This window comes from Vibrio sp. B4-6 (assembly GCF_963888245.1).
GTDB lineage: Bacteria > Pseudomonadota > Gammaproteobacteria > Enterobacterales > Vibrionaceae > Vibrio > Vibrio anguillarum.
In genome coordinates, this window is sequence record NZ_CAWPIM010000022.1 from 46415 (window position 1) to 60215 (window position 13801).

The following is a 13801-nucleotide window of genomic DNA, read 5'->3' on the forward strand; positions in this document are numbered from 1 at the left end:
AAACTCGATGAAGATTTTATTAAGCAATGATGATGGTGTATACGCGCAAGGTTTAAATACCCTAGCACGCGCGCTGGCTGATCTCGCCGAGATCGTGATTGTCGCGCCGGATCGTAATCGGTCAGGAGCCTCCAATTCGCTGACATTAGAGCAGCCGCTTCGTGTGGATCTCATTGCACCCAATACCTATTCAGTGCAAGGCACACCAACCGATTGTGTGCATTTTGCACTCAATGAACTGCTCAAAGATGATCTGCCTGATTTGGTGCTGACAGGCATCAATCATGGTGCGAATTTGGGCGATGACGTGCTCTATTCGGGCACGGTTGCGGCGGCGATGGAAGGGCACTTTCTTGGGGTGCAAGCGATCGCGTTTTCATTGGTCGGGACGGCTAATTTTACTACGGCAGCGCAGATAGCGCGCCAGTTGGTCGAACAGCATCTCAATGCCCCGATCCCAACCAATCGATTATTGAATGTGAACGTACCAGATCGTCCATTTGAGGAGTTAGTGGGTATTCAAGTGACGCGTTTAGGTGCTCGCCATCACGCAGAAAGTATGATTAAGCAGAAAGATCCTCGTGGGCATGATATTTATTGGTTAGGTCCTCCGGGTAAAGAGCAAGATGCAGGGCAAGGGACTGATTTCTATGCGATTGAGCATGGCTATGTCTCCTTGACGCCGTTGCAGGTTGATCTCACGGCTCATGAGTCACTGCCAAGTATGGATAACTGGTTGAAGGAAAAAGGGTAATGGCCAATCCACATGCCGACAGATTAATTGAATTTCTGATCGCGAATGGTATCCAAGATCAAACCGTTTTGGATGCCATTCATTGTTTGCCAAGAGAAAGCTTTGTTTCTCAGGCGATGATGCATCAAGCCTATGACAACAATGCCTTGCCGATAGGCCAAGGACAAACGATTTCACAACCTTACATTGTGGCAAAAATGACGCAGCTTTTAGAACTTGAGCCGCAGAGTAAGGTCTTAGAAATTGGCACAGGATCGGGTTATCAAACCGCTGTGCTTGCCCAGTTGGTTGAGCACGTGTATTCGATTGAACGGATCAAGTCATTACAGTGGGACGCGAAGCGTCGTTTAAAGCAACTTGATATTTATAACGTCTCCACTAAGCATGGTGATGGCTGGTTGGGCTGGGATGCTAAAGCTCCTTTTGATGCGATCATTGTTACGGCGGCAGCCGAATTTGTCCCAAATGCGCTGCTTGATCAGCTTACGGAAGGTGGCCGTTTAGTGATTCCTGTCGGCAGTAGTGAGCAACAGTTATTGAAAATAGTTCGCCAAGGCGATGATTTTATTTCTAACACCATTGAGATGGTGCGTTTTGTTCCTTTAGTTGCCGGTGATTTAGCTTAGTGATGATGAGTAACCTAAGAAACAGAGTAATAATGGTGCTAATGAGTAGCGTCCTTATCGGATGTGCTGCTCATACTCCTGCACCCGTTTCTGGGCTCAATAAAGACTATAATGCCATTCCTCGTGGTAGTTATCGCGGCAGTTTTTACGAAGTGCAAAAAGGCGATACGCTCTATTTTATATCTTATGTCACAGATAAAAATGTAAACGACTTGATCCGTTTCAATAATTTAAAAAAACCTTACACCATTCATCCCGGTCAAAAACTCAAATTATGGATCCCCAATTACACGCCTCCTGCTTATGGTGGTAATGGTGTAACAGAAGTCATTGTGGCTGCAACCCCTTCGAGCACAATGGCTGGCTTAGTTTCCCCCCCAATGGTTGTAGACGGAGTGAGTAAAAACTCTAATAAAAATAGTGGATCTAATGCCGCAAGTTCTTCGACCAAAGTCGCAAAAAAAGATCCTCCTAAGGTAGTTGAACAATCGAAATCAAAAGAGTATGTTGATTCAAAAGGTAAGCAAAATGTTAATGCTAATGTAACCTTTGCTAAACCAAAAGATGATAAAGTTTCAAAATGGTTATGGCCGACACAAGGGAGAATAATTAAAAACTTTTCAGCAGGCGATCAAGGAAATAAAGGGATCGATATCGCAGGACAGCGTGGTCAATCCATTTTATCAACTGCTGCAGGAACCGTTGTCTATTCGGGAAATGCATTAAGAGGTTACGGCAATCTTGTGATTGTTAAACATAACGATAACTACCTCAGTGCTTATGCTCATAACGATCGGTTACTGGTAAAAGAAGGACAAAGTGTTAAAGCTGGCCAAAAAATAGCAACCATGGGTAGCTCAGGAACCAGCAGTGTTCGTTTACACTTTGAAATTCGTTATCAAGGTAAGTCGGTGAATCCAAAACGCTACTTACCGTAAACATACTTGAAAGAGTCATGTAGCGACATTAGAAAGTAGTAATGTCTTGCTAGCTCGCCAGGGGGAGGCGCTATGAGTATCAGCAATGCAGTAACGAAAGTCGAAGAGTTTGAAGACCAAGAGATCATGGATTCGATTGAGGTTGATGAAGAACTCACCACCACTAAAAGCCAAAGCGATGACGATGTTCAAATCGAAGATGCCAAAGAAGGATTTGATGCGTCAACAAAAAGCTTAGATGCAACACAGATGTATCTTAGCGAGATTGGTTTTTCTCCATTATTAACAGCCCAAGAAGAAGTACTTTATGCTCGTCGTTCACTGAGAGGCGATGAAGCTGCTCGTAAACGCATGATCGAAAGTAACTTACGTTTGGTCGTTAAAATTTCTCGCCGTTATGGTAATCGTGGCTTAGCTTTACTCGATCTAATTGAAGAGGGTAATTTAGGCTTGATCCGCGCGGTAGAAAAATTTGATCCAGAACGTGGCTTTAGATTCTCAACCTATGCTACTTGGTGGATCCGTCAAACCATTGAACGTGCATTAATGAACCAAACGCGCACTATCCGTTTGCCAATTCATGTCGTTAAAGAGTTGAATATCTACCTTCGCACGGCTCGCGAGCTGTCGCAGAAGTTAGATCACGAACCTACCGCAGAAGAAATTGCGTTCCAACTGGATAAGCCAGTAGAAGATGTCAGTAAAATGCTACGTCTGAACGAGCGTATCAGTTCTGTTGATACACCGATTGGCGGCGATGGTGACAAAGCACTACTCGATATCATCCCAGATACGAACAACTCTGATCCTGAAATTTCTACGCAAGATGATGATATCCGTGAATCACTACTGAATTGGTTAGATGAACTGAACCCAAAACAAAAAGAGGTACTTGCACGCCGTTTTGGACTATTAGGTTATGAACCGTCCACCTTAGAAGAAGTCGGGCGCGAAATTAACTTAACCCGTGAACGAGTTCGTCAAATTCAAGTGGAAGGTCTACGTCGTTTGAGAGAGATCTTAGTTAAACAAGGCTTGAACATGGAAGCGCTGTTTAATGTTGAATACGACTAAAGGTTGGTTCAACAAGACCTTGATTCATAAAACCATTGATTTATAAAACCGTTGATTTATAAAACTATTGCATAAAAGCACAAAAGGCACCGACTTAAAATCGATGCCTTTTTTATTTGTAATATCAGATTGTTACATTAGCTTCTTCAAGCGATAAAGCGCTTCTAATGCTTGGCGAGGCGTTAGATCGTCAGGATCAATAGCTGCTAATGCCTGTTCGACTTCGCTTGGGTCTGGGATCAAACTGAGTTGATTAGCAATATCTACGGTTGAGCTTTTGCTGCCATTGGGCTGCTGTTGGCTCAATAACTCGAGCTGCGACAGTTTAGCGCGCGCGTTTTTGATCACTGTTTTAGGCACGCCAGCAAGACCTGCCACTGCTAGGCCGTAAGATTTACTTGCCGCCCCTTCTTGAACCGCATGCATAAAGGCAATGCTATCGCCATGTTCCACGGCATCTAAATGCACGTTGGCTAAGTGAGGTAGCTGGTTTGGCAGCTCGGTCAGTTCAAAATAATGAGTGGCAAATAGCGTTAGCGCGCCAATTTGGCTTGCGAGCCATTGTGCACTTGCCCAAGCCAGTGATAACCCATCATAGGTACTGGTGCCGCGGCCAATTTCATCCATCAATACCAAGCTATTTTGTGTCGCATTATGCAAAATGTTGGCAGTTTCGGTCATTTCAACCATGAAAGTAGAGCGACCAGAGGCGAGATCGTCCGATGCACCAATGCGGGTGAAGATGCGGTCAATCGAACCGATGCATGCTGCTTCCGCTGGTACATAACAACCGATATGCGCTAATAAAGTAATCAATGCAGTTTGGCGCATGTAGGTCGATTTACCGCCCATGTTAGGCCCGGTAATGATCAACATTTTTCGTTGCGGATTGAGCTCAATTGGGTTGGCAATGAAGGGGTCATTCATCACTTGCTCAACGACAGGGTGACGGCCCGCTTGAATATGGATCGCGGGCTCTTTACTCAAGGTCGGGCGACAGTAATCTAAGCTTTCAGCGCGCTCGGCAAGGTTTTGCAACACATCGAGCTGCGATAGCGAAGATGCAAGGTTTTGCATCTGCTCTAAATGAGGCAACAATAAGTCAAATAACTCTTCCCAAAGCTGCTTTTCCACTGCTAGTGCTTTTGATTTCGAGTTGAGCACTTTATCTTCATGCGCTTTTAGCTCGGCAATAATATAACGCTCGGCATTTTTCAGCGTTTGGCGGCGCACATAGTGGGGAGGAACAAGGTGACTTTGGCCACGGCTGACTTGAATGTAGAAACCGTGAATCGCGTTGTAGCCGACTTTTAGCGTATCAATGCCATGACGTTCGCGCTCTTCAGCTTCTAATTTATTCAAGTATTCGGTTGCGCCGTTGGCTAGATCACGCCATTCATCCAGTTCGGCGCTGTAGCCATCGGCAATCACGCCACCATCACGAATCACAACTGGTGGGTTGTCTTTGATCGCTCGCTCAAGCAGTGTGCACAGCTCATCCAATGGCTGTACATGATGAGTTAACTGAACTAAGTGGGGTTGCGACAAGGGTTGCAGTATTTCACTGAGCTGCGGCAATTGCTGCATCGCATGTCGCAGGCGTGCTAAGTCTCTTGGGCGAGCGGAACGCAATGCCAAACGAGCAAGAATACGTTCAATATCGCCAATCTGTTTCAGCACAGGTTGTAATTCACTAAACAGAGCAAGCTGTTTCAACTCGCCGATCGCATCAAGGCGTTGATTCAACGTATCAATACAGCGCATCGGTTGGTGTAACCAGCGTTTGAGCATGCGGCTGCCCATTGGGGTGGCGCAATGATCGAGCACTTCCGCTAAGGTGTTATCAAAGCCACCGGACAAGTTCTGCGTGATCTCTAAATTACGGCGCGTGGCGGCATCTAAGATCACCGAGTGATCTTGGCGATCAAACGTCAGTGAACGAATATGAGGCAGTGCAGTGCGCTGCGTATCTTTCACGTATTGAATCAAGCAGCCAGCGGCGCATAAGCCCAGTTTAGCCTGTTCTACGCCAAAACCGACCAAATCACGCGTACCAAATTGTTGGTTCAACTGCTGTTTTGCTGTCTCTAACTCAAATTCCCAAATAGGGCGGCGACGGTTTCCTTTGCGATTGCCCATTAAAGTGACTGGTGTGAAATCTTCAGGGAAGAGCAGTTCGCGCGGTGCGGTGCGTTGCAGTTCGGCGGCCATCGCCTCTTCGGTTTCTGGCTCACTCAGTTGGAAGCGCCCTGAAGTGATGTCTAAGGTTGCGTAGCCAAAGCGACCATCGTGGTGGTAGATGGCAGCAATTAAGTTATCGACTCGCTCAGAGAGCAAGGCTTCATCCGTGACCGTACCGGGCGTGACAATCCGTACCACTTTACGCTCAACGGGGCCTTTGCTGGTGGCAGGATCGCCAATTTGTTCACAAATCGCGACGGATTCGCCCTGTTGTACCAATTTCGCTAAGTAACCTTCCACGGCGTGATAGGGAACGCCCGCCATTGGAATAGGCTCACCCGCAGAAGCACCGCGTTTGGTGAGTGATATTTCCAGCAATTGCGATGCGCGTTTAGCGTCATCGTAAAACAGCTCGTAGAAATCGCCCATCCGATAAAAGAGCAGAATATCGGGGTTTTCGGCTTTCAATTGCAGATATTGCCGCATCATCGGGGTGTGCTGTGGTGAAGACTCGGCGGAAGATGCGCTGGATTTGCTCATGTTATTCGTCACTCGATTATCAATGGCTGACTGTGAAAATGACCACCCTACAGGAATGGCAGCGGCCTTAGCTCTGACATGAGTTAGAAAGAATCGTCAGAGCATGCATTTAAATAGTTGGAGAGGATAACAAACTTCGCTATTGCTGAGCAATCAAGGGATGCTGATGTGGAAGCAAAGCCAAGGGCTAAAAAGTGATGAGCGCGTTCAGCATTGATTAGCCCGTTGGGGTGGAGATTAGATCTAAGAAAAAAGACCGGATGAGAGATAACGATCGCCTCGATCGCAAATGATGGCGACGACCACCGCTCCTGGATTTTGTTGCGCGATTTGTAACGCAGCGAAAACGGCGCCTCCAGAGCTGACGCCAGCGCAAATGCCTTCTTGGGTTGCCAAAGCACGAGCCGTATTGATGGCATCTTGCTCTTCGATATCGAGTACCACATCAACACGTGATGATTCAAAAATACCGGGTAAATAAGCTTGAGGCCAGCGGCGAATGCCCGGAATTGCACTGCCTTCTGCTGGTTGTAAACCGACAATGCTTATCTCTGGATTTTGCGTTTTTAGATAGCGAGAAGTGCCCATGATGGTGCCCGTTGTGCCCATACTTGAGACAAAATGGGTGATTTCCCCGTGGCTTTGTTGCCAAATTTCTGGGCCAGTTGAATCAAAATGAGCTTGCGGGTTGTCGGGGTTATTGAATTGATCGAGCACTTTTCCTTTGCCTTCACTTTGCATTTTTAATGCTAAATCGCGCGCTCCTTCCATGCCTTGCTCTTTGCTGACTAAAATGAGCTCACAACCATACGCTTTCATCGCGTCTTTACGCTCTTGGGTGGCATTATCCGGCATGATTAAAATCATTTTGTAGCCTTTGATGGCGGCCGCCATTGCCAGCGCAATACCCGTGTTGCCGCTGGTCGCTTCAATGATGGTATCGCCCGGTTGGAGCTCTTGGCGACGCTCTGCTTGCACTATCATATTGAGTGCTGGGCGATCTTTGACTGAACCTGCTGGGTTATTGCCTTCTAGCTTGACCAATACGGTGCTTGAGGTGTGAGCCGCCAGTCGCTGCAAGCGAACTAAAGGCGTTTGCCCGACATATGCTTCAATCGTTGGAAAGTCCGCCATCATGTTGTCCTTAATTTTTTTAGTCGGAAGAGTAAGATGACGTATCCACCTTACCGAACACTACTATAAAGTCGTGCTGGTAATTGGCATACAATTTATTGCTAGAGTTTATTCCAAAAAGTTCTAGTTATCCTCTTTGTTATAATTCATTTTCCTCATACTCTAATTGCCAAGGACGCCATTTTGGCCGTAGTGATTAGGGAGTAGCAATATATGAAGTTCATCAAGTCAGCCTTAGCCAGCTTATTAGCCGTAGGATCGTTGAATGTTTCGGCCGCGGATCAAACCATTCTCAACTCATCGTACGACATCGCTCGCGAGCTGTTTGCTTCTTATAACCCAGTGTTTGAAAAACACTGGCAACAAAAGACAGGCCAAACAGTGGAGATCAAACAGTCGCACGGTGGGTCATCTGCGCAAGCTCGCTCAATTTTGCAGGGGTTAGCCGCCGATGTAGTGACATTCAATCAGGTAACAGATGTTCAGGTGCTGCACGATCGTGGCAAGCTTATCGATGCTAATTGGCAAGAAAAATTGCCCAATGCAAGCTCACCTTACTACTCCACGACCGCATTTTTAGTGCGCAAGGGAAATCCAAAAAATATTCAAGATTGGGGCGATCTCGCTAAAGCTGATGTGGCTTCTGTATTCCCCAATCCTAAAACCTCAGGTAATGCACGTTATACCTATTTGGCCGCGGTCGGTTATGCACAAAAGACTTTTGGCAAAGAGAACCAAGCCGAGCAGGATCAATTCCTCAAACAATTTTTAGCTAATGTAGCGGTATTTGATACTGGCGGCCGTGGTGCGACTACTTCGTTTGTTGAACGTGGCATTGGCGATGTGCTGATTACGTTTGAATCTGAAGTGAACAATATTCGTCAGCAGTATGGCGTGGATGAATATCAAGTAGTGGTGCCTAAGACTTCTATCTTGGCCGAGTTTCCTGTGGCCGTGGTGGAAAAAAATGCCAAGCGTAAAGGCACGCTTGAGGTAGCCAACGAATATCTCGCTTATCTGTACAGTGAAGAAGCGCAACGTTTGCTGGCTGGGTTTAATTACCGCGTTCATGATGAAAAAGTGAACGCAGAATTTGCTGATCGCTTCCCTGAAGTTGAATTGCTAACAGTTGAGAGCATTGCTGGCGGGTGGGAAAATGCCATGAAACTTCATTTTGCCAATGGCGCGAAGCTTGACCAACTTCAACGTCGTTAATTCGTCATCGCCACCTGCGCTGAGTGTGGGTGGTTTTCTTACGCATCCGTTTTGTTTCGAGGGTTTATGAGCCATTCCTTCACCGCTTCTTTATCTCGCCCACGCCATAAAAGGGTGCTACCCGGATTTGGTATTAGCCTCGGTACTTCGCTGTTTTTTGTCAGCTTAGTGCTGCTATTGCCCGCCAGTGGTTTGATTATGCAGACGAGCCAAATGTCGCTCACCGAGTATTGGCAGGTGGTGGCGGACCCTCGTGTACTGGCCAGTTACAAAGTAACGGTGGGCGCGGCACTCATCGCCTCATTGTTTAATGGCTTGCTAGGATTATTGCTCGCTTGGGTGCTGGTTCGTTATGATTTTTATGGCAAACGTATTCTTGATGCTTTAGTCGATTTACCGTTTGCTTTGCCTACCGCCGTTGCAGGCATCACGTTGGCGACGCTTTACTCATCCAATGGCTGGGTGGGCAGCGTACTTGGCGAGCTTGGAATTAAAGTGGCTTATACCCCCTTGGGGATTGTTGTCGCGATGGCGTTTACCAGTATTCCGTTTGTGGTGCGCACGGTACAACCCGTCTTGGAAGAGATCTCCAAAGAAGAGGAAGAAGCGGGAATGACGTTAGGCGCATCAGACAGCGCCGTATTTTGGAAAGTGATCATGCCTTCGATTCGTCCAGCACTATTGGTTGGTATTGCACTCTCATTTACGCGTAGCTTGGGCGAGTTTGGTGCAGTGATTTTCATTGCGGGCAATATGCCTTACGTCAGTGAAATTACCTCATTAATGATTTTTGTACGCTTACAAGAATTTGATTTTCCAGCGGCGAGTGCCATTGCCTCGGTAGTATTGATGGCATCGTTATCGCTGCTACTACTGATCAATCTATGGCAGGGCGCATACCTGCGTCGAATTCATGGACGTTAAGGAACCGATAATGAAAGCACATCAACCGTTACGAGTCGGTGAAGCACCTTGGGTGAAGTGGAGTTTGATTGGCTTTGCGCTGTTTTGGGTTGCATTGTTGCTGATTATCCCGCTAGTGAGCATTTTCAAACAAGCCTTTGCTAGTGGTTTATCGACTTATATTAGTCATTTAATTGAACCCGATACGCGTCATGCCATTGGTTTAACACTGCTAGTTGCGCTACTCACGGTGCCAATTAACTTAGTGTTCGGCGTGTTATTAGCTTGGGCAGTGACTCGTTTTGAATTTCCGGGTAGAAAAATATTAACCACTTTAATTGATATTCCGTTTGCCGTATCACCGGTTGTTGCAGGCCTTCTGTATTTACTGCTTTACGGCAGCAGCGGTTGGTTGGGCGAGTGGTTGTTTGAGCGCGATCTGCAAGTGATGTTTGCTTGGCCGGGAATTTTATTGGTCACGGTTTTTGTGACTTGCCCGTTTGTTGCGCGTGAGCTGATCCCGCTGATGCAGCAGCAAGGCCGATCAGATGAAGAAGCGGCGGTTATTTTGGGTGCATCTTGGTGGCAACTGTTTCGTCGCGTCACCTTACCGAATATTAAATGGGCACTGATTTACGGTGTCATCCTAACCAATGCGCGTGCCATTGGTGAATTTGGCGCAGTAGCGGTTGTGTCTGGCAATATTCGTGGTGAAACCAATACCTTACCGCTACATGTGCAGCTACTGTATGAAGATTATCAATCGGAAGCGGCGTTTGCTAGCGCCTCACTATTGGCTTTCATTGCATTATTAACCTTAGTTTTTAAAGCTTATGTTGAATGGCGTCAACACAACAATCAGACAAAAACGAACAGAGAGCAAGAGACGGTATGAGTATACGTTTAGGCAACATTTCCAAACAATTTGGTCAATTTCAAGCGCTCTCTCCGCTCTCGTTACAGATTGATGATGGCGAGATGATTGGCTTACTTGGTCCTTCCGGCTCAGGCAAAACCACTTTGTTGCGCATTATTGCCGGCCTTGAAGGAGCCGATAGCGGAACCATTCATTTTAGAGATCGCGATGTGACTCATGTCCACGTCCGCGAACGCCGAGTTGGCTTTGTGTTCCAAAACTACGCACTTTTTCGTCATATGACGGTGGCCGACAATGTCGCGTTTGGTTTGCAAGTGATGGATCGCCGTCATAGACCAGCGGCGGCGGAAATCACCAAAAGAGTCAAACAGCTGTTGGATATTGTACAACTTGGCCATTTAGCTGAGCGCTATCCTGAACAACTTTCCGGTGGGCAAAAGCAGCGCATCGCCTTGGCTCGCGCTCTTGCAACAAAGCCGGAAGTGCTACTGCTGGATGAGCCTTTTGGCGCACTGGATGCCAAAGTGCGTAAAGAATTGCGCCGCTGGTTGCGCAGCTTGCACGAAGAGCTCGGTTTTACGAGCGTATTTGTCACCCACGATCAAGATGAAGCACTTGAACTCTCTGATCGCGTGGTCGTGATGAGCAATGGCCGCATCGAACAGATCGACTCGCCAGTGCAGCTTTATGCTCAACCGAACAGTCGCTTCGTCTTTGACTTTTTTGGCAATGTGAATGTATTCCAAGCCAACTGGAATAACGAGCAGTGGGTCAACGGTCAATCGTTTATCTTACCGCCGAAAGATCACGCGATTAATCAATCAGGAAAGTTGTATGTGCGCAGCCATGAGTTGAGCCTATCGAACAAACAAAATAGCCAAGCTTCATTGCCTTTTGAAGTGGTCTCTGTCAATCCTGTTGGCGCGGAAGTGCGAGTGGAACTCGCGCCAGTAGGCTGGGAGAGTGAGCAATTATGGGAAGCAAAATTAACCCATAGAGCATTGAGTGAACAACCACTCACACGAGGCGACAAAACCTTTGCTACACCACAAGTGGGCTACTTTTTTGGTGGGGAGAGCAGCACTCCGCACACCATTCGTTGGCCATTCTTAGACGCAGATAGTTTAATGTTTGAGATCTAAATACAACGGACGAACGATTCAGAATGGGTACGCTTGCGTGCCCATTCTGTTTTCTGGAGATTCAATCTGCTATAAAGGTTCAAGCGAAAATAACGTGGCTTTGGAGAGGGCGTAATGAAAGCGATTTTTGCATTAAGTGAGCAATTAGGTCAGCAATTGTTAGCACAAAAAGAGATCCTCACCAGTGCTGAATCATGCACTGGCGGTGGTGTGGCATTTGCACTTACCGAGGTTGCAGGAAGTTCGGCTTGGTTTGAGCGGTCATTTGTGACCTACAGTAATCTCGCTAAACAAGAGATGCTCGGTGTCAAAGCACAGACACTGGTGGATTTTGGCGCGGTTTCAGAACCCGTGGTGCGTGAAATGGTACAAGGAGCACTTTTGCATTCCCAAGCCACTATTGGTGTAGCGATCAGTGGTATTGCTGGTCCTGACGGTGGTAGCGCAGAAAAACCAGTGGGAACCGTATGCTTTGCATGGGCTTCTAAGCAAGGCTGGGAACGTGCTGAGACGCTTTGTTTTAAAGGCGATCGCGCACAGGTGCGCAAGCAGGCGATTACTCATGCATTACAAGTGGTGAGTCACTTTTTATCGCAACCAAATTGAACCTAGTCGAAATTTTTTCGACACAGCTATAGACACTGTATGAATCAACAGTATAATTAACCCCAATTGGCGACTAAAGAGTCGATAAAAAATTTAACGAGCCGCTACCCACAGCGACAGTTTGGAGAAAGTAATGGACGAAAATAAGCAGAAGGCGTTAGCCGCAGCACTGGGTCAAATTGAAAAGCAATTTGGTAAAGGTTCGATCATGCGCCTTGGTGACAACCGTACAATGGATGTTGAAACCATTTCTACCGGTTCACTTTCTTTGGATATTGCATTGGGTGCTGGCGGTTTACCAATGGGACGTATCGTTGAAGTCTACGGCCCTGAATCATCAGGAAAAACAACGTTAACGCTGGAATTGATCGCAGCAGCACAACGAGTGGGTAAAACCTGTGCTTTTATCGATGCAGAACATGCCCTTGACCCAATTTATGCTAAAAAACTGGGTGTAAACATCGATGAGCTGTTGGTTTCACAACCTGATACGGGCGAACAAGCGCTTGAAATTTGTGATGCCTTGGCCCGTTCGGGTGCCATTGATGTTATCGTCATTGACTCTGTGGCTGCACTGACACCAAAAGCTGAAATTGAAGGTGAAATGGGCGATAGCCACATGGGCTTGCAAGCACGTATGCTTTCTCAAGCGATGCGTAAGTTAACGGGTAACCTAAAACAGTCCAACTGCATGTGTATCTTCATCAACCAGATCCGTATGAAAATTGGTGTGATGTTTGGTAACCCTGAAACCACAACAGGTGGTAATGCCCTTAAATTCTACGCTTCAGTTCGTTTAGATATTCGTCGTACAGGCTCTATTAAAGAGGGTGACGAAGTCGTGGGTAACGAAACGCGTATTAAAGTGGTTAAGAACAAAATCGCGGCTCCCTTTAAACAAGCGGATACTCAAATTCTTTACGGACAAGGTTTTAACCGTGAAGGTGAATTGGTTGATCTCGGCGTGAAACATAAATTGGTTGAGAAAGCGGGCGCTTGGTATAGCTATAACGGTGATAAAATTGGTCAAGGTAAAGCAAACGCCTGTAAATTCTTGAGAGAGAATCCAGCCGCCGCCATGGCTCTTGATACTAAGTTACGTGAAATGCTGCTCAATCCAGCCGAGTTAATTGTTGAAGAACCTATTTTGAGCGAAATGCCTCAAGAAGAAGAGTTGTAATCTTCTCCACGTTTATATTTCAACAAAGCCCTGCAATGCAGGGCTTTGTTTTATCCATGACTAATAGGGACAGTATGTATTCCTCTAAATTCAAATCGACGTTATCGTGCAAAGAGTGCGCATTGCAATTACTGAGCCGGCGAGATCACAGCGAGCATGAGCTACAGCAAAAGCTCATGAGTAAAGGGTATGATGCGGAAATTATCGTTCAAACAATGAGTTACTGCCTTGAGAACCATTATTTGGATGAACTGCGCTATGCCGCAAGTCAAATAAGACAACATGTCACTAAAGGTCATGGTGAGCGGCGCATTCGACAAGAGCTGAGCCAAAAAAGAGTCAGTAGCGATGATATTGAAACCGCTTTATATCAAGAGCCTCAAGATTGGTTTGAATTGGTAAAAGCGGTGGCTGAAAAAAAATTCAGAGAACCTGCGGAAAAAGGTTCAAAAGAACATGCCAAACAAGTGCGTTTTTTGCAGTATCGAGGTTTTAGCTTCGAGCAAATTAGCTACGCTTTATCATCATCGGAAGCTTAACTCTTCGTCTGATCTGCAATTTATTTCCTGCCATGCCTTTTCTATAAGAAAACTAGTCGAACTCTTGTCCATGCTTTACAATAACGCAAAAT

Annotated in this window: 13 protein-coding genes; 11 read left to right on the top strand and 2 right to left on the bottom strand. The window is 46.5% G+C overall.

Going from position 1 to position 13801, the window contains the following annotated elements:
* Nucleotides 1-7: 7 nt before the first annotated feature.
* From surE to rpoS, 4 genes are all read left to right on the top strand, one after another.
* Nucleotides 8-754 carry a 5'/3'-nucleotidase SurE gene (surE, locus tag AACV20_RS06990; protein ID WP_170907033.1) on the top strand — a complete coding sequence of 249 codons (747 nt, stop codon included), beginning with the start codon at nt 8-10 and terminating at the stop codon, nt 752-754.
* Nucleotides 754-1380 carry a protein-L-isoaspartate(D-aspartate) O-methyltransferase gene (locus AACV20_RS06995; protein ID WP_088728605.1) on the top strand — a complete coding sequence of 209 codons (627 nt, stop codon included), beginning with the start codon at nt 754-756 and terminating at the stop codon, nt 1378-1380. Before surE ends, AACV20_RS06995 begins: the two co-directional genes overlap by 1 nt.
* Nucleotides 1381-1385: 5 nt before the next feature.
* Nucleotides 1386-2318 (top strand): murein hydrolase activator NlpD, encoded by a 933-nt coding sequence (gene nlpD / locus AACV20_RS07000; protein ID WP_170907155.1) that lies wholly within the window; start codon nt 1386-1388, stop codon nt 2316-2318.
* A 72-nt stretch (nt 2319-2390) separates the two neighbouring features.
* The gene (rpoS, locus tag AACV20_RS07005; RefSeq protein WP_017046716.1) at nt 2391-3392 is read left to right on the top strand and encodes an RNA polymerase sigma factor RpoS; all 1002 of its coding nucleotides are present in this window, start codon (nt 2391-2393) and stop codon (nt 3390-3392) included.
* Between the two features lie 132 nt (nt 3393-3524).
* Here the strand turns inward: rpoS and mutS are convergent, their stop codons facing one another.
* Both mutS and cysM read right to left on the bottom strand, forming a co-directional pair.
* A complete protein-coding gene (gene mutS, locus AACV20_RS07010) occupies nt 3525-6113 on the bottom strand; it encodes a DNA mismatch repair protein MutS (RefSeq protein WP_170907034.1) in 2589 nt (862 codons plus the stop codon).
* A 243-nt stretch (nt 6114-6356) separates the two neighbouring features.
* Nucleotides 6357-7247 carry a cysteine synthase CysM gene (cysM, locus tag AACV20_RS07015; protein ID WP_026027976.1) on the bottom strand — a complete coding sequence of 297 codons (891 nt, stop codon included), beginning with the start codon at nt 7245-7247 and terminating at the stop codon, nt 6357-6359.
* 213 nt (nt 7248-7460) lie between these two features.
* Between cysM and cysP the strand changes: the two genes are divergently transcribed.
* The 7 genes from cysP to recX all read left to right on the top strand — a co-directional run bounded on the left by cysP (nt 7461) and on the right by recX (nt 13709).
* Nucleotides 7461-8462, top strand: coding sequence for a thiosulfate ABC transporter substrate-binding protein CysP (cysP, locus tag AACV20_RS07020; protein ID WP_010320449.1), 1002 nt, complete (start codon nt 7461-7463; stop codon nt 8460-8462).
* A 66-nt stretch (nt 8463-8528) separates the two neighbouring features.
* Entirely contained in the window at nt 8529-9386 is an 858-nt protein-coding gene (gene cysT / locus AACV20_RS07025) for a sulfate/thiosulfate ABC transporter permease CysT (RefSeq protein ID WP_017046719.1), read from the top strand.
* A 10-nt stretch (nt 9387-9396) separates the two neighbouring features.
* Nucleotides 9397-10260, top strand: coding sequence for a sulfate ABC transporter permease subunit CysW (gene cysW, locus AACV20_RS07030; RefSeq protein ID WP_017046720.1), 864 nt, complete (start codon nt 9397-9399; stop codon nt 10258-10260).
* Nucleotides 10257-11384, top strand: a complete 1128-nt coding sequence (locus AACV20_RS07035) for a sulfate/molybdate ABC transporter ATP-binding protein (RefSeq protein WP_170907035.1) — start codon at nt 10257-10259, stop codon at nt 11382-11384. The genes cysW and AACV20_RS07035 overlap by 4 nt, the downstream gene beginning before the upstream one ends.
* Before the next feature lie 114 nt (nt 11385-11498).
* On the top strand, nt 11499-11990 hold the full coding sequence (gene pncC, locus AACV20_RS07040; protein WP_013857707.1) for a nicotinamide-nucleotide amidase: 492 nt from the start codon (nt 11499-11501) through the stop codon (nt 11988-11990).
* Between the two features lie 133 nt (nt 11991-12123).
* Nucleotides 12124-13170, top strand: a complete 1047-nt coding sequence (recA, locus tag AACV20_RS07045; RefSeq protein WP_010320444.1) for a recombinase RecA — start codon at nt 12124-12126, stop codon at nt 13168-13170.
* A gap of 35 nt (nt 13171-13205) precedes the next feature.
* On the top strand, nt 13206-13709 hold the full coding sequence (gene recX, locus AACV20_RS07050) for a recombination regulator RecX (RefSeq protein ID WP_170907036.1): 504 nt from the start codon (nt 13206-13208) through the stop codon (nt 13707-13709).
* Nucleotides 13710-13801: the final 92 nt, after the last annotated feature.